The 19,684-nt window shown below is 63.5% G+C and carries 18 protein-coding genes and 1 pseudogene; 13 read left to right on the forward strand and 6 right to left on the reverse strand.

All coding sequences use genetic code 11. The features are described 5' to 3' along the window. Window positions 1-243 precede the first annotated feature (243 nt). The 4 genes from BMY31_RS06625 to BMY31_RS06640 all read left to right on the forward strand — a co-directional run bounded on the left by BMY31_RS06625 (window position 244) and on the right by BMY31_RS06640 (window position 4,147). Window positions 244-1,470 (forward strand): hypothetical protein, encoded by a 1,227-nt coding sequence (locus tag BMY31_RS06625; RefSeq protein WP_078687222.1) that lies wholly within the window; start codon window positions 244-246, stop codon window positions 1,468-1,470. Continuing rightward, on the forward strand, window positions 1,467-2,816 hold the full coding sequence (locus tag BMY31_RS06630; protein WP_200802611.1) for a histidine kinase: 1,350 nt from the start codon (window positions 1,467-1,469) through the stop codon (window positions 2,814-2,816). The genes BMY31_RS06625 and BMY31_RS06630 overlap by 4 nt, the downstream gene beginning before the upstream one ends. A gap of 132 nt (window positions 2,817-2,948) precedes the next feature. Next, on the forward strand, window positions 2,949-3,686 hold the full coding sequence (locus BMY31_RS06635) for a LytR/AlgR family response regulator transcription factor (protein WP_200802614.1): 738 nt from the start codon (window positions 2,949-2,951) through the stop codon (window positions 3,684-3,686). A gap of 8 nt (window positions 3,687-3,694) precedes the next feature. Continuing rightward, a complete protein-coding gene (locus tag BMY31_RS06640; RefSeq protein WP_091009256.1) occupies window positions 3,695-4,147 on the forward strand; it encodes a metallophosphoesterase family protein in 453 nt (150 codons plus the stop codon). 110 nt (window positions 4,148-4,257) lie between these two features. On the opposite strand, the gene BMY31_RS06645 is transcribed toward BMY31_RS06640, so the two are convergent. Both BMY31_RS06645 and trxA read right to left on the reverse strand, forming a co-directional pair. Next, window positions 4,258-4,956 (reverse strand): phosphatase PAP2 family protein, encoded by a 699-nt coding sequence (locus BMY31_RS06645; protein WP_091009258.1) that lies wholly within the window; start codon window positions 4,954-4,956, stop codon window positions 4,258-4,260. Beyond that, on the reverse strand, window positions 4,947-5,264 hold the full coding sequence (gene trxA, locus BMY31_RS06650) for a thioredoxin (RefSeq protein ID WP_078687219.1): 318 nt from the start codon (window positions 5,262-5,264) through the stop codon (window positions 4,947-4,949). Before trxA ends, BMY31_RS06645 begins: the two co-directional genes overlap by 10 nt. Before the next feature lie 144 nt (window positions 5,265-5,408). Here trxA and BMY31_RS06655 point away from each other — a divergent pair, with 144 nt between their 5' ends. Beyond that, window positions 5,409-5,960, forward strand: a complete 552-nt coding sequence (locus BMY31_RS06655) for a hypothetical protein (RefSeq protein ID WP_078687218.1) — start codon at window positions 5,409-5,411, stop codon at window positions 5,958-5,960. 202 nt (window positions 5,961-6,162) lie between these two features. After that, window positions 6,163-7,857: a glucose-6-phosphate isomerase gene (gene pgi / locus BMY31_RS06660; protein WP_091009259.1), complete on the forward strand. Its 1,695-nt coding sequence runs from the start codon at window positions 6,163-6,165 to the stop codon at window positions 7,855-7,857. Window positions 7,858-7,974: 117 nt separating this feature from the next. Here the strand turns inward: pgi and BMY31_RS06665 are convergent, their stop codons facing one another. Then, window positions 7,975-8,616, reverse strand: coding sequence for a DeoR/GlpR family DNA-binding transcription regulator (locus BMY31_RS06665; RefSeq protein ID WP_257612385.1), 642 nt, complete (start codon window positions 8,614-8,616; stop codon window positions 7,975-7,977). A 51-nt stretch (window positions 8,617-8,667) separates the two neighbouring features. Between BMY31_RS06665 and BMY31_RS06670 the strand changes: the two genes are divergently transcribed. The 4 genes and pseudogenes from BMY31_RS06670 to BMY31_RS06685 all read left to right on the forward strand — a co-directional run bounded on the left by BMY31_RS06670 (window position 8,668) and on the right by BMY31_RS06685 (window position 11,732). After that, the gene (locus BMY31_RS06670; RefSeq protein ID WP_091009262.1) at window positions 8,668-9,108 is read left to right on the forward strand and encodes a hypothetical protein; all 441 of its coding nucleotides are present in this window, start codon (window positions 8,668-8,670) and stop codon (window positions 9,106-9,108) included. A gap of 110 nt (window positions 9,109-9,218) precedes the next feature. Further along, a pseudogene (locus BMY31_RS06675) lies at window positions 9,219-9,902 on the forward strand (transaldolase family protein). A gap of 58 nt (window positions 9,903-9,960) precedes the next feature. Further along, a complete protein-coding gene (locus BMY31_RS06680) occupies window positions 9,961-10,791 on the forward strand; it encodes a transketolase (protein WP_078687213.1) in 831 nt (276 codons plus the stop codon). Continuing rightward, window positions 10,791-11,732, forward strand: coding sequence for a transketolase family protein (locus BMY31_RS06685; protein ID WP_091009264.1), 942 nt, complete (start codon window positions 10,791-10,793; stop codon window positions 11,730-11,732). The genes BMY31_RS06680 and BMY31_RS06685 overlap by 1 nt, the downstream gene beginning before the upstream one ends. A gap of 382 nt (window positions 11,733-12,114) precedes the next feature. On the opposite strand, the gene amrS is transcribed toward BMY31_RS06685, so the two are convergent. The 3 genes from amrS to BMY31_RS06700 all read right to left on the reverse strand — a co-directional run bounded on the left by amrS (window position 12,115) and on the right by BMY31_RS06700 (window position 15,340). Further along, window positions 12,115-12,972, reverse strand: a complete 858-nt coding sequence (gene amrS, locus BMY31_RS06690) for an AmmeMemoRadiSam system radical SAM enzyme (RefSeq protein WP_078687211.1) — start codon at window positions 12,970-12,972, stop codon at window positions 12,115-12,117. Next, complete coding sequence (amrA, locus tag BMY31_RS06695; protein ID WP_091009268.1) at window positions 12,969-14,405, reverse strand: AmmeMemoRadiSam system protein A; 1,437 nt, start codon at window positions 14,403-14,405, stop codon at window positions 12,969-12,971. Before amrA ends, amrS begins: the two co-directional genes overlap by 4 nt. A 110-nt stretch (window positions 14,406-14,515) precedes the next feature. Continuing rightward, window positions 14,516-15,340: an MBL fold metallo-hydrolase gene (locus tag BMY31_RS06700; RefSeq protein WP_091009271.1), complete on the reverse strand. Its 825-nt coding sequence runs from the start codon at window positions 15,338-15,340 to the stop codon at window positions 14,516-14,518. A gap of 145 nt (window positions 15,341-15,485) precedes the next feature. On the opposite strand from BMY31_RS06700, the gene tilS reads away from it, so the two are divergent. The 3 genes from tilS to ftsH all read left to right on the forward strand — a co-directional run bounded on the left by tilS (window position 15,486) and on the right by ftsH (window position 19,642). Then, window positions 15,486-17,012: a tRNA lysidine(34) synthetase TilS gene (gene tilS / locus BMY31_RS06705; protein ID WP_257612386.1), complete on the forward strand. Its 1,527-nt coding sequence runs from the start codon at window positions 15,486-15,488 to the stop codon at window positions 17,010-17,012. A 45-nt stretch (window positions 17,013-17,057) separates the two neighbouring features. Then, window positions 17,058-17,606 carry a hypoxanthine phosphoribosyltransferase gene (gene hpt, locus BMY31_RS06710; protein WP_078687207.1) on the forward strand — a complete coding sequence of 183 codons (549 nt, stop codon included), beginning with the start codon at window positions 17,058-17,060 and terminating at the stop codon, window positions 17,604-17,606. A gap of 89 nt (window positions 17,607-17,695) precedes the next feature. Beyond that, window positions 17,696-19,642, forward strand: a complete 1,947-nt coding sequence (ftsH, locus tag BMY31_RS06715) for an ATP-dependent zinc metalloprotease FtsH (RefSeq protein WP_304528586.1) — start codon at window positions 17,696-17,698, stop codon at window positions 19,640-19,642. Window positions 19,643-19,684: the final 42 nt, after the last annotated feature.

Consider the following 19,684-nt stretch of genomic DNA (forward strand, 5'->3'; position numbering starts at 1 on the left):
GGGGTGGCAAGTCAACCAGTTCTCGCGGACCTGCACATAATAGTCCATAAACGGAGCGAACGGGGTAGAATGGTCCCAACACGGCCAACGGTCGCTGGCACGGCCCCTGCGCACTTGGAGGAACAACGTGAAACGCGGTACTAAGTCCGGTGCACTTATTCAGCGTCGGGCGCTTATGCCCGCCGCGCGCGGGGTCATGGTTGCCGTCGGCGTCTCCCTGACGGTCGGGAGGTGTGCGCTCAGGTGAATCCCGCCATCGTCATCCCCTCCTATTGGGCCGAAACCGACCAGCCTACCGAAATCGGAGAGGCTGGCGTCTACGACCACGTCACTCCCATCACGAAGCCGGTTCCCGAGCTCGAGACCTGTCTCAGGTCCCTGGAGGCGGTCCGTGGCGTGCTGAGGGTTATCGTCTTGCTCGTTGCGCCCGCGGAGTGCGAGGAGTCTGCCCGCGCACGCGTCGACGCGATCTGCCGGCAGCACCTCTCGCTGAGCCCCATCGTCATCGGCAGCCGCGAGGGTTCCATCGTGAGCGGGGCGGTCGAGAAGGTGGTTCCGCGCATGGACGCCGACTACGTCTCCCTGCGCGGCTATGGCGCCATTCGCAATATGGGTCTTGCGATTGCGGCCATGCTCAACCATGACGTGGTCGTCTTCCTGAACGATGACGAGGTCGTTCTGGACGAGAACTTCCTTATTGACGCGGTCTACGGAATCGGCTCGATCACGCGGCAGGGCATCCCCATCCGCTGCAAGAGCGGCCTGTTTCTTGACTGGCAGAACTCGCCCTACGCAAACGTTGGCCGTCCGCGCTGGTCCGAGCGCCTTTGGTCGAAGCGTATAGAGTTCAACCAGTGGATGCACCGCGCCCTGACGGGAACGCGCATATCGCGTGCCAACTCCCTGTGCGGCGGGTGTTTCGTCGTGAGTGCGGAGGCCTATACCAAGGTTCCATTTGATCCCATCATCAGCAGGGGAGAAGACCTTGACTACCTCTTCAACCTCCGCATGAACGGCATAGATGTCTGGATTGACAACGCCTGGCGCGTGCGCCACCTCCCCCCGGACCTCCCCCAGACGGCCGAGCATTTCGTGCAGGGGGTCTACCGGTGGAGCTACGAGACCGAGAAGATTGCCGCGGCCAATGCTACGCCTGGCATCAGGCAGATTCGCGCGGAGTCGCTCAGGCCGTATCCCTCGGGCTGGATTTCGCCTGACGTGCATCGCCGTATCCGTGGGACGGCGTTCCGTCGGGCGCTTGTGGGGCCCCAGCGGCTTGCATATCTTAAGATACTGTTGTCGGGTCACCGCCGCGCTCGAGCGTGGGCAAAGGAGCACTCGACTGAGTACTTCTCGTTTCAAACGTACTGGCCCCGCATCATGTCGGATCTTTGGGACAGTAAACTGCTTGCCAAGAGACTGCTCAACATGGCGTCTCCAAAACCCGTCGAGGGGGGTTCTCGCTCGTGAATCGTTGGCTTTCTGCGCACTACGGCTCGCTGATGCACATTGGACTCGTCCTGGTCACCATCGTTCTTCTCGCCCTGCTCTCCTGGGGCCTCATCGCCAGCAACCTCTTTGCGGCGATGATTGCTGGCGCGGGTTTGGCCATCGACATCGTTCTTGGCGGCACCAACCTGTTGGTTCCCGATGATTTGCGATCTCAGGCGACCGAGCGCACGCTGCGCGTTGCTTCGGGCACGCTTGCCCACATGGCGGGCGGCCTCACTCCCGAGGGCTGCGTCGCGGTATGCCAGCTGCTGCTCCCCGAGACCTCGGCTGCGGCCATTGCGATGACCGACGTGATCCAGACGATGGCCTACGTGGGCGGCGAAACGCTGGGCACCCATGCCGGCGTGCCCAACACCGCCCCGACGCGCGAGGTCATTTCCAGCGGGCGCATGCAGACCTTCAGCTCGCTCGACCGCGACGAGCGCAACCTGCTCGCGGCATCCGCAAGGCCGGTTGACGGCGATGCGCAGGGGGACGACCTCTATCCCATCGGCATCATCGCGCCACTGACCGTTGCCGACCGCACCGTGGGAACGCTGAAGCTCTACTACCGTCACGCCCGTGAGGTAGACAGGACCCAGCTGACCATCGCGCGTGGCTTTGCCGAGCTCCTCTCCACGCAGCTCTCTACGTACGAGCTGGACCGCCAGGCCGAGCTTACGGCGCGCGCGGAGGTCAAGGCCCTGCAGGCGCAGATCAACCCGCATTTCCTCTTCAACACGCTCAACACCATCGCTGCGCTGACCCGCACCGACCCCACGAAGGCGCGCAACGTGCTGCGCGAGTTCTCGTCCTTCTACCGACGCACGCTCGAAAGCAGCTCAAAGAGCCTCATTCCCCTGTTCGAGGAGCTCGAGCAGACGCGTCGCTACCTGACCATCGAGAAAGCCCGCTTCGGCGAGGACCGCATCGTGGAGACCGAGGCCGTCGAGGAAGGCTGCGGCGAGGTCATGGTTCCGGGCTTCATTGTGCAGCCCATTGTCGAGAACGCCGTGCGCCACGCCATGCGCGACGAGGGGCCGCTCCGTATTGACATCCAAGTGGTCCGCGACGGCGACGACGTCATGCTTGCCGTCGTCGACGACGGAAACGGCATGGACGAGTCCGTTGCCGAGAGACTTCTCGAGGGATCGTCGCAGAACTCCTCGAGCGAGTCCAAGGGCACGGGCATCGCCCTGCGCAACGTCGCCGAGCGCATCGAGCGCTTCTACGGTAAGGGCTCGGGAGTCGAGATCATGAGCAAGGTGGGCGAGGGGACGAGCGTCACGCTGCGCCTAAAGGGGGCCGCTCCCGCGCACGAGTAGCGTCTTGGCCCTGGGCACTAATACAATTGCTTGACGCATTGTCAAATAGACGCAGTTGTCAGCTAAAGGTAAGATTGAGGATGTTGTTGTTGTGTGCCCGCGCCCGCGGGCAAGGAAAGTTGGGTGATTCACGTGCTTAATGCTCTCATTGTCGACGACGAAGCCCCCGCCCGCTCTGAGCTTAGGTTCCTCCTGGAGGAAACCGGGCGCATTGGCAACATCGAAGAGGCTTCCAACGCCCGCGAGGCCGTCGAGGCTCTGGTCAGGAGTCGTGAGGGAACCGACGCCCGCACCGATGTGCTGTTCCTGGACATCTCGATGCCCAAGACCTCTGGCATGCAGCTTGCCGAGGCGCTCCACAAGCTCAAGAACCCGCCTGCGGTCGTCTTCGTCACCGCGTACAGCGAGTATGCGGTCGAGGCCTTCAGCGTCGACGCCGTCGACTACCTCATGAAGCCCGTTGAGACCGACCGTCTGAACCACGCCCTCGACAAGGTCGAGACGCGCGTCAAGCCCTCCGGTGGCAATCATGGTGCGGTCGAGCGCATCCCGGTCGAAAAGGGCGGCCGCAAGGTCCTCGTCCCCATCGACCAGATTCGCTACATCGAGGCCAAGGACGACTACTCCTGCATCTACACCGACTCCGATCGTTACCTCTCGACCATCTCACTCGCCAAGCTCGAGCAGAAGCTGGTTCCCCACGGCTTCTTCCGCGTGCATCGTGGCTACATCGTCAACCTCGAGCACGTCGAGGACGTTGAGGTCATCTCCAGCGGAATCCTCCAGCTCGGCCTCAAGGGCATCGAGGACAAGAAGATTCCCGTGTCGCGTCGTCGCGTCGTCGCCCTCAAACGCGCTCTCGGCCTCTAGCGAGCGTCATGCGCTACGACATCGTTTCCGACACGCACGGGCACATCTCGGAGGAGCTTGAGTCGGCGCTCCAGGGTGCGGACGTCATCGTTCACGCGGGAGACATCTGCTCGGACATCGACCTTCTGCACCTCGAGACCATCGCCCCTGTCCATGCGTGCTACGGCAACAACGACTGGGGCTACGACTACGGTCCGTTCGTGATGCACAACATCACGCGTTTCTTCTCGGAGGGGCTTCGCTGGGAGATTTGCCACTATCGCGAGCGGCTTGACCTCGAGACTTGCGAGGTTGCCGTCTGCGGGCACACCCATCGTCCCTTTGTCGAGAAGGACCCGCGTACCGGGGCGCTGGTCATGAATCCTGGCAGCCCGACCTATCCCCGTGCGGGGTATCCCTCGATGGGGAGAATCATCGTGGAGAAAGGCACCATTCTGAGTGCCGAGATCATCCGTCTTTAGGGAGCTGTCAAGACATGCAAGAAAGTCGGCCCCTCGCGCCTTCGAACGCGAGGGGCCGATTGTCGTTTTGGGAGGCATGGTTCGGGCGGACGAGACAGCAACGCCCCCAGCTAGGTTTGCGCGCTCTCGCCGTGCTCGCCTAGGAAGAGGGGTGCCACCAGCTTCGTGTAGACGCACAGCCAGGCCAGCGACACGCAGAAGCCTGCGATGACGTCGGAGGCGTAGTGAACGCCTAAGTACACGCGGCTCAGACCGACCAACAGGACGACGGTTCCGAACCCCGCGACGCCGAGCCACTTGACGAAGCGGTCCTTCTCGTAGTGCCAGACCATCCAGGCGAGCAGCCCGTAGAAGCCCATTGACACCATCGAGTGGCCCGAGGGGAAGCTGTAGCCGGTCTCGGCGATCAGACGGAAGCCATCCGGGCGAGGGCGCTGCACGACCTCCTTCAGGATGAGGTTCAGGAGGGTGATGCCAACCAGGTTGACCGTCGCGCACATGCCCGGCTTGCGCCCCGGTGCGAAGACCTCGACGGCCAGAAGCATCACCAGCAGGACTACCGGCAGTGCGAGCTCAGAGATTGACTGCATGATCGGCGTGAGCCAGGGGCGGCGCAGGAACAGGACGAAGAACTTGTAGGCCGAGACGTCAAAGCTGAACATGCCGACCTGGTTGACCTCGCCCATCAGCCAGACAAACAGAACGAGCGCCACCGAAAAGACGATGGCGCGCGGGTTGTTGCTTACGAGATTTGCGAATCCCTGCGTGGCCTGGCGTATGCGCGCGGTCAGGTTGTGCACTAGAGGCATGCCCTGATCTCTGCTTCCAGGTCGGCGCGGGGCATGTTGCCCACAAGCGTGCGGACGCACTCTCCACCCTTGAAGACCATGATGGTCGGGATGGAGACGATCTGGAAGCGCTGCGCCAGCTCGGCTTCGTCGTCTACGTTGCACTTGTAGAGGACTGCCTGGTCGGACATGCCGCCGACGACGGCCTCAATAACGGGGCCCAGCGCGCGGCAGGGACCGCACCAGGAAGCCCAGAAGTCAACGACGACGGCCCTGTCGCTGTTCGCGATGACGGAGTCGAACGACGCTGCGGAAATAGCCTCTGCCATGAATAAACTCCTAACGGTTTGTGCGGAAGTCTGATTCCGCGCTCTTTACTGTTGCCCTTATACCCACGCGTGTGGGATTGCAGCGTTAGAATTGGCGAGAAACACAACTGGCGGGGTCGCGCCCCACCTCCAAGGAGGGCATTCATGCAAGAAAGCGCCGCACGAAAGCAGGAGTACGTCGAGAAGGCCAGGGCGGAGCTTGCCACTCTGGCCGCTGAGGGGCTCAGGAGCTCTGGCAATGCGTTCTCGTCGGTGCTGTTTCTGAAGGGCGACCTGTCGGAAGACGAGAAGGGCGGCCAGCCCCTGCTCTCGGGCGAGGACGGCAAAGCCTTGCGCGCCTCGCTTGTGGCGCTGGGCTATGCGCCTGAGGACTGGGTCTGCGTCGCCGCAGCGGGAAATGACGGCGAGCCGATTGACCCGGCACTTCTCCGCAAGGCCATAATGACCCTCGATCCCGCCACGGTCATCGCCTGCGACGACGCGGCGACGGCAGACCTGCGCGAGGCCTTCTCGGACGAGCTCAGTGACCTCGAGAGCTTTGAGCAGGCCATGATGCTTCCGGGCGAGCTAGCGACCATCATGGGAATGCGCATGATGAACCTGGGCGGTTTTGCCGCTGCCCTGGCCGACAAGGAGCAGAAGCAGCTCATGTGGTCGCGTCTCAAGAGGCTGCCCCCTCTGGGCGCGCCTTACTAGCTCGGTTGATTCTGCTGGACAAACGACTTCGAATCAGCGTCCACCTGGCTTCCGATGGCAAGAAAAAATGGCAAACGGCTTGATGTTCTCGGTATCCGCGCTCCTGCGCCGCTAAAATAAACACGCATGGCTATGCGTCCACGTGGCGCGCGACATCATCGAGCCCGCCGCATGGTGCGGCGGCTTAAGCAGAGGAGCTAGCATGGCAGACGTTCCTGCACCTATCGATGTTACCCAGACTTCCGAGTGGCATGCCCTCCAGCAGCACTTCGAGAAGATTCAGTCTTCGGGCGCCAACCTCAAGTCGTGGTTTGCCAACGACCCGCAGCGCGTGAAGAAGCTCTCCTACGATCTCTCCGACCTTCACTTCGACCTCTCGAAGAACCTCGTGAGCGACGAGACGATCAAGCTTCTCGTCGCCCTGGGCAAGGCCGTCGACCTTGAGGGCCGTCGTGACGCGATGTTCTCGGGCGTCCACATCAACACTACCGAGGACCGCGCCGTTCTGCACACCGCCCTTCGCCGTCCGGCGAGCGAGGCCGGCAGCCTGATTGTCGACGGGCAGGACGCCGTCGCTGACGTGCACGAGGTGCTCGACCGCATGTACGCCTTCGCCAACAAGGTTCGCTCCGGCGAGTGGAAGGGCGTCACGGGCAAGAAGATCGAGAACGTCGTCTCCATCGGCATTGGTGGCTCCGACCTCGGTCCGGTCATGGTGTACGAGGCGCTCAAGCCCTACGCTGACGCCGGAATCAACGTCCGCTACGTCTCTAACATCGACCCCAACGACATGGCCGAGAAGGTCAAGGGACTCGACCCCGAGACCACGCTGGTGATCATCGTCTCCAAGACCTTCACCACGCTCGAGACCATGACCAACGCGCGCGAGGCGAAGGCCTGGCTGCTTGAGGGCCTCAAGTCCCAGGGCGCCATCGACGGCGGCGACGCATCCGTCGAGAGGGCCATAAAGAGCCACTTCGTGGCCGTCTCCACCAACCTCGAGCTCGTCGAGCAGTTCGGCATCGACCCCCAGAACGCCTTCGGCTTCTGGAGCTGGGTTGGCGGCCGCTACTCCGTCGATGCCGCGGTCGGCCTGTCCCTCATTATCGCCTTTGGCCCCGAGGTCTTTAAGGACTTCCTCGCTGGCTTCCACGACCTGGACACCTACTTCTGCGAGACTCCGCTCGAGCAGAACGTCGTTGCCCTGATGGGCCTGCTCAACGTCTGGTATGTGAACTTCTACAAGGCCGAGAGCCATGCGGTCCTTCCGTATGACCAGTACCTGCACCGCTTCCCGGCGTACCTGCAGCAGCTCACCATGGAGTCCAACGGCAAGTCCACGCGCTGGGACGGCACGCCTGTGACCTGCGAGACCGGCGAGATCTTCTGGGGTGAGGCGGGCACTAACGGCCAGCATGCGTTCTACCAGCTGATTCACCAGGGCACCCGCATGATTCCCGCTGACTTTATCGCGTTCGCCAACACCCCCAACCCCACCAAGGACGGCGAGCAGGACGTTCACGAGCTCTTCCTGGGTAACTTCCTGGCTCAGACCAAGGCCCTTGCCTTCGGCAAGACGGCAGACGAGGTTCGTGCTGAGGGCACGGCGGAGTGGATGGTTCCCGCCCGCGTGTTCACGGGCAACCGTCCGACCACGTCCGTCTTCGGCGAGGCTCTGACCCCGCACGCCCTGGGCGAGCTCATCGCGCTCTACGAGCACATCACCTTCGTTGAGGGCACGGTCTGGGGCCTTGACTCCTACGACCAGTGGGGTGTCGAGCTCGGCAAGCAGCTTGCCAAGCAGATTACTCCCGCCCTTCACGATGACGAGGCCCTTGCTTTGCAGGACGAGTCTACTAAGGCGCTCATCGCGTACTACCGCGCTCACCGCAAGTAGCCAGAAGCGCATGTTGCGACCATAGAGTGGCGCAAAGCCGCCTGTTCCCCATGCTGGTGGGCAGGCGGCTTTTTCATCGACCTATGGCGCGTCGAGCGTGGGGCGTTGCGTGGACGTCTAGTTGTTTAGGAGAGATGCCGAGGGCATTGAGGGGTCGACGCGTAGGATTTTTTTGACGCCCGCTTCCGAAAGGCGGGTCACCTGATCGTCCGTGATGCCCGTGTCGGTAATCAAAAGGTCGACCTCGTCAGCTAATCCGAGCTGAAAGCTTGAGGTGACCCCGATTTTTGAGGAGTCGGCAAGGACGACGTGGTATTTAGAGCGCTCGAGCATCATGGCGTTGACCGCGGGCTCCGGAGCGGTTGCTGACGTGAGGCCGTATTCTGCCGAGATGCCGGTGCAGCCAAGGAAGCACTTCGCTGCCGTAACCTTGGCAATGCTGTTGATAGCGGCGGCTCCGGTAAGGGGGCTGCGCGGCGGGTGGACTTCTCCGCCGGTAAGCAGCAGTGACACATTGGGACGGATTCCATCAAGCAGGACTGCCTTTCCCATGTTCGTCATGCATGTGACGTCTTCGGCTTCGATGTGGTCGAGGACCCCAATGGCTGTGGCGCTGGTGTTGATGAGAATCAGGTCGCCGTCCTCCACGTAGCCTGCGGCGAGGCGTGAGATTGCCGTTATCGCTCGGATTTGGCGCGACCCAGACGGTCTTCCCATGGGGTTCAGCAGCTTGGCGGTTCCGTACTCTCGCGTGAGCACTCTGCGCGCCTCGAGGTTATCTCTGGAATCAAGGAGAGGTTCGGCGATGACATGATTGTCGGCGCCGGTACCGTCATGGAGGCGGCTACCGCGCGCATGGCGGTCATGTCTGGGGCACAGTTTGTCGTCGCGAACATGATGAGCGACGAGGTCGCGACAATCTGCAATCTCTATCAGATTCCCTATGCACCGGGCTGCACAACGATGACTGAGGCGAACCATGCCCTCTCGATCGGGGCGTCTTTCGTCAAGTGCTTCCCCATCTCGAATACCTGTGGCCCACAGCTCGTCGGGCTCTTTAAGACGCCGACTCCCTGGATGCCCCTCATGATTTCTGGCGGTATCAACCTGGATAACCTTGCCGACTGGGTGAGGTCGGGCGCCGAATGCTATGGCATGGGGAGCCTCCTCGCGAAGGGAACTGCTGGCGAAATCGCGTCCAACGCAGCGCAGGTTCGCAAGATCATCGACGAGACTCGCGCGAGCATGTAGCTCGCTGTGGCCAAGCTCTCGAAGGGGCTTCTCGGCCGCATTGCACAACCGCCTATGTGCGGGCGATTCATTTTCGTCCCGCGACGATGCCTTCAAAAGAAAGGGAAAACATGAAGTTCTTTATCGACACTGCTGACATTGACGAGATCAAGGAGGCCATGAGCTGGGGGTGTCTGGCGGGAGTGACGACAAACCCCTCGCTGTATGCGTGAACTGGCGGCAAGCTTGCCGATTTCGAGGGTCACATGGTGAAGATTGCCGAGATCTGCAAGGGGCTGCCCGTCTCCGCTGAGTCCCAGTCCAAAACCGTCGAGGGAATGATTGAGGACGGTCGTCGCCTTTCTGCCCTTGCTCCAAACATCGTCGTCAAGCTCCCCATCTGCGCTGAGTCGCTTGCTGCCACGCACATACTTGCCTCTGAGGGCGTTCGCATCAACATGACGCTTATCTTCAGCGCTCCGCAGGCACTTCTCGCCGCGAATGCCGGCGCGCGCTACGTAAGCCCCTTTGTAGGCCGCTTCGATGACATCGGAGAGGATGGCATCTCCGAGCTCAATAATGTCGTTTCGGCAATCGGCAACTATGACTGGGGCGGAAAGAACGTCGACAACCAGGTCGAGATTATTACCGCTTCCGTCAGAACTCCGAATCATGTAACCCAGGCCGCCCTCATGGGGGCCGACATTGCCACCGTTCCGCTCTCCGCCCTCAAGAAGTGCCTCAAGCATCCCCTGACCGACCAGGGCATGGCGTCCTTTGATGCGGATTGGGCCAAGGTCGTCGCCGCCCAGTAGTCGTCTGCCGCACGACTGAACGGCGCGACGTATCAACATCAATAAGGAAAGGGGCATTATGACAGACCAAGAGCTGGCGCGCATTGCCAATGAGGTCCGTCGCGGCATCGTCACCGCGGTTCATGCCGCCAAATCCGGCCACCCAGGCGGGTCGCTGTCGATAGCCGACATTCTTACCTATCTGTACTTTGAGGACATGAGCGTCGATCCGACCGACCCTGGTTGCACGAACCGCGACCGTCTCGTTCTCTCCAAGGGACACGCCGCTCCAGCGCTCTATTCGGTCCTTGCGGCTCGGGGATTCTTCCACGCGGAAGAGCTTGAGACGCTCCGGCGCATCGGAAGCCGTCTCCAGGGGCATCCGAACATGAACGATACGCCGGGCGTCGACATGTCGACCGGCTCGCTCGGGCAGGGTGTCAGCGCAGCCGTCGGCATGGCTCTTGCCGCCAAGCATTGGCATGAGAGCTGGCGCACGTATGCCATTTTGGGCGACGGTGAACTTGAAGAAGGGCAGGTCTGGGAGGCCGCAATGCTTGCCGGCAACATGCAACTGGACAACCTGTGCATCGTTGTCGACCACAACGGGCTTCAGATCGACGGGACCATCGAGGAGGTCAACTCGGCCATGCCCGTTGCGGACAAGTTCCACGCATTCAGGTTCAACGTGATCGAGCTGACGGACGGCAACGACATGGCCAAGATCCGAGATGCCTTCCAGAAGGCTCGCACACACAAGGGGGAGCCGACCTGCATCGTGGCCGAGACGGTCAAGGGCAAGGGCGTCTCCTTCATGGAGAACCAGGTCGGATGGCACGGCAAGGCGCCAAACGACGAACAGTTCGCGCGGGCGATGGCCGAGCTCGTGGCCGCCGGGAAGGAGCTCTAATGGCTGAGGAGAAGAGAATCGCCACTCGCGTCAGCTACGGTGAGGAGCTTGTGGCGTTGGGCGCCGAGCGCGACGACTTTGTGGTCCTGGATGCCGACCTCGCGGCAGCAACCCAAACGAGCAGGTTCAAAGCTGCGTATCCGGATCGCTTCTTCGACTGCGGAATTGCCGAGGGCAACATGGTTGGCGTCGCCGCAGGCATTGCGGCTGCGGGTAAGAAAGTATTCTGCTCGACCTTTGCGATGTTCGCCGCCGGGCGCGCGTTCGAGCAGGTCAGGAATTCCATCGGCTATCCCCATCTCAACGTTAACATCTGTGCGACCCATGCGGGGATTTCGGTTGGCGAGGACGGTGCTACCCATCAGTGCTGCGAGGACATCGCCCTCATGCGCTCCATCCCCGGCATGACCGTTATCGTTCCCTCTGACGACACGGAGGCTCGTGCGGCGGTTCGCGCGGCTCTCGACTGCGCTGGGCCCGTCTACATTCGCCTTGGCCGTCTAGCGGCCCCTGTCATCAACGACCCTGTGGCATACGACTTCAAGATGGGAAGGGGTGTCACTCTTCGTGAGGGGGGCGACGTGACCATCGTCGCAACGGGACTCATGGTCGCGGCAGCCATACAGGCCGCCGAAGCGCTTTCTGCAAAGGGCGTGGCCGCCGAGGTAATCAATATCCACACCGTGAAGCCTCTCGACGAAGAGCTTGTGCGCGCCTCGGCCAAGAAGACGGGCCGAGTTGTGACATGCGAGGAGCACTCAATCATTGGTGGCCTCGGGGATGCCGTTTTGGCTGCTCTGGCCTCTGACCCGGTTCCCGTGCGCAAGGTCGGGATTAATGACGTCTTCGGTGAGTCTGGACCCGCTCTTGAGCTGCTGAAAAAGTATGGTCTCGACGCCACTGGCATTGAGCGCGAGGTCTTGGACTTCTTGAAGGATTAGTATGACGCCCGCCTTGAGCGTTTGGTGGTCGCTGAGCGTCCCGCTGCGAAAAGGCGCAGCGGGACGCTTTTCGTTTGGGTGGCTCGTCACCTGTCGAGCAACCCAAACGCGTCTGTCGAAAGAATTGCGACTGCGCGGTGGGGGACAACCCGGCCAACAAGAACATCCTCGAGACGGCTGATGCCTGGTCGAGCACCGTCAGGCCACCAAAGACGGCATGGTGGACTGCGTCTATCCGTTGCGCGACCACACGAGCGACATGGCCACAGCGAACGAGCTCCTGGCCGACAGCCAGGATCCCTACGGCTTCCTTTGCGGCAAGACGCGCGAGGTCATAGGGGACGAGTTCCGATCGACATGTGACGGCGGCCGGGGGACGGGCCTAGCAGTTGCCGACCACGACGCTGGCAAGCTCTTCTCGCGCGACGTCTGCCAGGCGATAGACGTCTTCCACGGGCGTCGCCGGGCGGTCGCGGAGCCGCCAGCGGGGGAAGAACCTCGTGACGTGCAGCACGATGTTGGGGTCGACGGAGGCGAGCCACCGGGCGATCTGGCGCATCTCGTCTGCGGAGTCGTTTATGCCCGTCACGACGAGGGTCGTGATCTCCAGGTGGCACGAGGGCTCGGCGGCCAGGATCTCTATCGTCCTTCGCGTTGCGTCGAGGTCGCCGGCGCAGCTCTGGTAGAACGCGGGCGAGAAGGACTTCAGGTCGATGTTTGCGGCGTCCGTCAGGGGCGCGAGCGCGCGGACGACCGACTCGCTCGCGCATCCGTTCGAGACGAGCACGCAGGCGAGGTCGGAGTCGCGTGCGAGCTTGGCGCAGTCCCGCACGTATTCCCAGCCAATAAGCGGCTCGTTGTAGGTGAAGGCGAGGCCGACCATGCGCGGGTCTCGCCTGCGTTCGCGCGCGGCCAGGTCGACGAGCTCATGGGGCGAGACGTAGCGCCAGGCGACGTCGCCTGATTCCGCCTGGGATATCTGCCAGTTCTGGCAAAAGGGGCAGCGCAAGTTGCAGCCATAGCTGCCGACCGAGAGCACGGTGCCCCCGGACCTCCAGCGTGCGATGGGCTTCTTTTCGATTGGGTCGAGCGCAAGCGAGGTCGCGCGTCCGTAATTCTGGGCGACGATGTGCCCGTCCACGTTCCGCCGCGCACGGCAGAATCCCATGGCGCCTTCTTTCAGGCTACAGTGCCTGGGGCAGACGTCGCAGAACGCGCTCTTGCCTTCGCCTGCGCTCACCGGTGTCTCACGACCTCAAAGCGCTCCAGCCGCCAGTCGTCGTCCGTCAGGCTGATGCCTCCCTTGCGGGCGGCGATGGAGATCTGGCTCTGCGTGCCGTCGACGCCGTCGAGGTCGGGAAGGAGCAGGCCGTGCCTGCCGTCGGACGTGCTGACGATGACGCCGTAGCGACGGGGGTCGAGTTGGCTGGCGTCCGAGATGGACTCGGGCTTGCCCATGACGTCCACGTCGTAGACCAGCTGCGACAGCTCGTCCTTGCGCACGGGGCTGAAGCGCGGGTCATGGCAGGCGGCCGAAAGGGCGTTGGCGACGATCTCCTCGGCCAGATTGCGCCGGACGGGAAGGATGGTGCCGATGCAGCCCCTCAGCTCGCCGTTTAGCGTGAGCGAGACAAAGCACCCGGAGGGGGAGGAGAGCTCTTCGACCTCGGGTGCCAGCGGGTTGTCCAGCAACCCCTCGGCATCGGGGCGGACTCCCTCGCGGACGAAGGTCTCCACCGCACGCCGCGCGAGCCTGACCAGGGAGTCCTCGTGCGAGCGCAGCTCCCGCATCTTCCGGTCCCGGGCCTCCTCGTACTGGGGCAGGAACGCGCGGGAGAAGGACGCGCGCTCTTCTCCGCAGGGCGTGAACGCGGCGACGCCGTATCCCACTCCAAAGGGACCCTCGTAGGAGAGGAGCTCGGCCTTGACCTCCGTCTGGTCCAGTGCGCCGGCCATGATCTGGAAGCTGCGCAGCCCGCACTCTGCGGCCCGCTTGGCCAGGCTATGGTCGGTGGTAAGAAGGTCGAGGAACGATCCGGACCTGAAGGCTTGGCAGACGTGGTCGTCGAAGCGCGGTGCCTCGGGAGCGAAGCCGTAGGGACCTTCTTCCAAAAGCTTGTGCGACAGGTCTCCCGAGGCGACGTACACCACCCGGCGCCCCAGGACGTCGGCGCAGCGCTGCACGAGCATTCCCATGCGATAGTGGTCTGCGGGAGACAGTCCGGATATCCCCATGCGCACCAGCTTGAAGTCGACCGCGTGGCCTGCCCGCGTGTAGGCCTCGCGGACGAAGTGGAGGGGGATGAGGGTGCCATGGTCGAGCTCGGGCGAGCGCTCGCCCTGGCTTCCGGCGCTCAGGGCGTCGGCCTGGGCGGCCGCGTCCAGGGCGCTTACGAAGGCGCTGTCGTAGTCCGCTTCGTATGCCGCGTCCGGAGCTCCGAACTGCAAGAAGTCGCCGCGCGCGCCGGTTCCGGGCGAAACGTGGACGTAGTCGCGGTAGCACGTGGCGTGGGGCGACGACAGGACTATCGTCTGCGGGGCGAGCCGCTCTATGCGCTGGGCGACCTCCTGGTACGCCTCGACGGTCGCGCGAATACCCTCCTCGCGCCCATGGCCGACCGCCGGAATGATGAGGGGCGGGTGCGGTACCGCAAACGCTGCGACGATGGACATGCTCTTCTCCCTTGGCCTCGCTCTGTGCTACAGGCAACATAGCGCGCTTGTGCGACGGGCGCGTCGGGAAATCGGGCAATCGGGAGCGTGTGGGGCCGCCGGGTCAGGGGCTACCAGATCGTCAGGGGCTCGGTCTGGGAGGCACAACAGAGGCTCAGGAGCCCGTCGGGAGTCCGTGCCTCGTTTGGACGCCCGGCGTCTACCGTCGCGCCCATGGCCGCGGCCAGCGTTCGCATGCAGACGCTGGGGCGGTTGTTCTTTTGTGAGAGGTGCAAGGCGACCACGGTTTCGGTGTCCTCCCCCACAAGAAGCGGCAGCGCGTCGGCGCACTGGTCGTTCGAGAGGTGTCCGCGCTCGCCACCCACGCGCTGTCGCAGGAAGTACGGGTAGGGGCCGTTTTTTAGCATGTCGCTGTCGTGGTTGCTCTCGATGCCCAGGATGCGGGCGTCGCGCAGCAGGCCGAGGGCCTCCGCCGTCAGGACGCCCGTATCAGTGCACCAGCCCACGGCGTCGGCCGGCTCACCGTCCGCGCCCGAAACCTCGAAGCGAATGCCAAAGGGGTCGGCGACGTCGTGCGAGGTGGGGAACAGGCGCAGCGTCATCCCGGCAAGCTCGAGGACGTCGTCGTGACCGACGAGTTCGAAGGGGGTGCCCGCAATGCTCTTTCGCGCGCTTGCGGTTCCGGCGGTCGAGAAGACCGGGCCGCCGTAGTTGTTGCAGAAGGCGGGCAGACCGCTCACGTGGTCCGAGTGCTCGTGCGTCACGATGACGGCGTCTACGGCTTCCACGTCCACCCCCAGCGCGCCGCCGCGCCTGAGCAGCTCGCGGCGAGAGATGCCGCAGTCGACGAGCACACTTCCCGTGGGCCCCTCGACGACGGCGGCGTTGCCTTTGGAGCCGCTGGCCAGTATGTGCAGGTGCAGTTGGGGTGTCATGGGCGTCGCTCTCGAATGTCGTCGTTGTCTGCCGGTATGGCAGAACTCTAGCGCACGGCGGAACGCGTGGGTGCGGGGGCGCGTGCCGTGGCATACTCTAGTCGAGAAAAAACATCGGTGCGGCCGCGGCCGCAAGGGAGGTACCGTGCCCAGCGTCAATCGAAGGTATGCGCCAACGGAGCTGCGCTTCAAGCGTCCGCCGGCGGCGCGGGGCGACGAGTCGCGCGCCCCGGTCGTGCTCATGGTCTCGGGCGGCGCGGACTCCACGGCGCTGGTCGTGCTTGCGGCCACGAGCCCCCTGGACATCGACGACGGTCGCGGGGCGCAGCGCATCATGCGCGAGCGCCTTCACATCCTGCACGTGAACCATCAGCTTAGGGGCATCGACGCGGAGGAAGACGAGGAGTTCGTTCGTCAGCTCGCGTCGCGCTTTGGCATGCCCTGCACCGTCCATAGAGCGGACGTCAGGGCCCTGGCGGAGGAGGCCGCCCGTCGCACGGGCTCAAGCGATGACGCCAACGTGGAGAACGTGGGTCGCGAGGTTCGCTACGAGGCCGCGCGAAAGCTGGCGAACGACCTTTGCGACCAGCTGGGGGCCCCGCGTTCCGCGGCGCGTATCGTCACGGCCCACACGGCCGATGACCGCGCGGAGACGTTCTTCATGAACGCCATCCGAGGCACGGGGCCTGCGGGCCTCTCGTCCATCCCTCGCAGGCGCAACCGCATCGTCCGCCCTCTGCTCGACTACACGCACGAGGAGCTATGCGATCTGCTTCGCATGCGCGGCATCATCTGGCGCGAGGACGTGACTAACAAGGACACCCACTACCTGCGCGCCTACGTTCGCCACGAGGTCATGCCCGTGGTGCGCAAGCGAAATGCCCGCGTGGCCGGCAGCATTGCCACGACCTGCGACATTCTCTCTGATGAGGACGCCTACATGAACCAGGTCGCCTCGAAGACCTATCGCGAGCTGATTCGCAGGAGCTCCGACAGCATGGTCGCCCTCGACGCCCGCCGGCTTGCCGCCTGCGAGGTAGCCATCGCCCGTCGCGTCGTGCGCAAGGCGATCGTTGACATCTGCCCCGACGCGCGCCTCGAGGCGCGTCACATTGCGAGGGCGCTCGAGCTCGTTGCCGCGGATCACGGTTCCGCGAGCATTCCGTTGGGGGCCGACGTGCGTGTCGAGTATGGCCTGCTGTTCATTCGCGCTCATGGGTCCTCGCGTCGCGAGCTTGCCCTCTGGCTTGAGGTTCCGGGGCGTGTTGCCCTTCCCGACGGCCGCGCCCTCTCCGCACGCCTGGTCAGCCTGCCTGCGGGCGCCAGCGCGCCCGACGTGGCACGGGCCCACGCGTTGGAGTTCAAAGGAAGCTCCGTGCTGCTCGACGCGGAGGCCTGCGGGCTGTCGCGCTCCCAGGGCGGAAGGCTTTGGGTGGACGCTGCGGCCCCGGGCGACGTCATGTGCCCCCTGGGCATGCATGGCCAGTCGAAGAAGCTCTCGGACGTCCTCAATGAGGCTAAGGTTCCTGCGGCTGACCGTCCCGGCGTGCCCATTGTCCGACTGGACGCGACGGGCCCCGTTGCGTGGGTGGCAGGAATTCGCCCCGACGAGCGAGTTCGCTGCGCGTCAGATACCAAGCTGCTGCTAGAATTGGGCATTATCGACGGGTAACCCCGTTCGCTTGACACAGTACGTCTCAAAAGGAGAGCAACCAGAATGGCTGAGCTGCACAAGGATATAGAGAGGGTCGTTCTCACCGAGGACGAGATTAAGGAGATCATCGCCCGCCTGGGAGACCAGATCAACCACGACTACGCGGACAAGAACCCCCTGATCGTCGCGGTTCTCCGCGGCGCCTTCGTGTTCACCGCGGACCTCATGCGTGCCATCAAGGTTCCCTGCGCCGTGGACTTCATGGCCGTCTCGAGCTACGGCGACGGCGTCAAGAGCTCTGGCGTGGTCCGCATCGTGAAGGACCTCGACACCAAGATCGAAGGCCGCGACGTCCTGATCGCCGAGGACATTCTGGATTCCGGTCTGACCCTGAGCTACCTGGTCGACCTCTTCAAGGGCCGTAGGCCGCGCTCCATCAGGATCTGCGCCTTCGCTGTGAAGGACATTCCCAACCACACCGCGGCGGTCGTGCCCGACTACGTGGGCACCCACGTTCCCGACGAGTTCATCGTCGGCTACGGTCTCGACTACGCTGAGCGCTATCGCAACCTGCCCTACGTCGGCGTGCTTAAGTCCGAGGTTTACAGCTAATGGCCGACGCGTGCCCCCGATTAGGTCGGGGGCACGCTCATACTGGGCGATGAGAGTCCCGCGCACCAAACGCAGCAAGGAGCACCTTCGTGGCAGACCAAAACAACAACGAGGATTTCGATCCCAACGACATTCTGGGCTCCGGCCCCAACAAGAACAGGCAAGCCGTCATCGCGACGCTCATCGTGCTCGCGGCCATAGCCTTTGTCGCCTACAACTTTGCCAAGTCCTTCATGTCGGCTCCCGAGGTCGACGCGCTCAGCACGAGCGAGTACGTGACCGCCGTGAAGGAGGGCCGTGTGGACGAGGTCACCTACAAGACCTCTGACGGATCGCTCAAGGGTAGCTACTGGAAGGACACCGAGTCCAAGGGCGACGAGGACAAGGCCGTTGCGTTCACGAGTTCCTACGTAGGCTCGGACAGCCTGCAGGAGCTGATGGCGAAGCACAGCGACACCAAGTTCTCCATTGACACGTCGTCCGACGAGCTGTGGACCACCCTGGCCGTGTCCTTCGTGCCGACGATCATCATCGTGGCCGCCCTCGTCTACTTCATGAACCAGATGAACGGCGCCAACGGCAAGCAGATGAGCTTTGGCCGCGCAAGCCACGCGCGAACCTCGGAGGAGACGAGGCCCAAGGTCAAGTTCTCGGACGTGGCGGGCATCGACGAGGTGGTCGAGGAGCTCAAGGAGGTTCGTGACTTCCTGAAGGAGCCCGAGCGCTACAGCAAGATGGGTGCCAAGATACCCCATGGCGTGCTGCTGGTCGGCCCTCCGGGAACCGGCAAGACCCTGATCGCCAAGGCCGTTGCCGGTGAGGCGGGGGTCCCGTTCTTCTCGATCTCGGGCTCTGACTTCGTCGAGATGTTCGTAGGCGTCGGCGCCAGTCGCGTGCGTGACCTCTTCAAGCAGGCAAAGGAGTCCTCGCCCTCGATCATTTTCATCGACGAGATCGACGCGGTCGGTCGTCAGCGCGGCGCCGGCCTGGGCGGCGGTCACGACGAGCGCGAGCAGACGCTCAACCAGCTGCTGGTCGAGATGGACGGCTTCGAAGACACTTCCGCCGTCATCCTCATCGCGGCGACCAATCGCCCGGACATCCTCGACCCCGCGCTGCTGAGGCCGGGGCGCTTCGACCGCCAGGTTACGGTCGACAGGCCTGACGTCAAGGGGCGCGAGAAGATTCTCGCAGTCCACTCGAAGAACAAGCCGCTGGAAGACGAGGTCAAGCTCGACAAGATCGCAAAGCTGACTCCGGGCTTCACCGGTGCGGACCTGGCCAACCTCATGAACGAGTCCGCGCTGCTCGCCGCGCGCAGGCGCGAGGACACGATCTCGATGGCCGACGTGGAGGAGGCAATGGAGCGCGTCATCGCCGGACCCGAGAAGAAGGGCCGCGTGATGACCGAGAGCGAGCGCACCACCATTGCCTACCACGAGAGCGGCCACGCGCTCGTGGGGCACGTTCTCGAGAACTCCGACCCGGTGCACAAGATTTCGATCATCAGCCGCGGACGCGCGCTTGGCTACACGCTCCAGCTTCCTGAGGAGGATCGCTTCCTCGAGACGCGTGATGGCATGCTCGACCAGATCGCCACGCTGCTGGGCGGCCGCACCGCAGAGGAGCTCTTCTGCGAAGACATCACGACCGGCGCCTCGAACGACCTCGACCGTGCGACCAAGATCGCCCGCGAAATGGTCACGCGCTACGGCATGAGCGAGGAGCTGGGCGCTCAGGTCTTTGGCGAGGCGAGCCACGAGGTCTTCCTCGGCCGCGACTACGCCAGCCACTCCGACCTCTCGGCGGAGACTTCCAAACGCATCGATGACGAGGTCGAGCGCATCATGCGCGAGGCCCACGACCGCGCCCGCAGGGTTCTCGACGAGCGTCGCACGCAGATGAAGACCATGGTCGATGTTCTGCTTGCGTGCGAGACCGTCGAGGGTAAGCTCGTCGACGCGCTTCTCGACGACAAATGGGACGAGTGGGTTGCCGCCCATCCCGAGGACGCGCCAACATTGCCAAATGAGTAACAGCACGGGCATCTGATTGCCATGCGCTTACAATGAAGCCAA

The organism is Parafannyhessea umbonata (assembly GCF_900111255.1).
GTDB lineage: Bacteria > Actinomycetota > Coriobacteriia > Coriobacteriales > Atopobiaceae > Olsenella_J > Olsenella_J umbonata_A.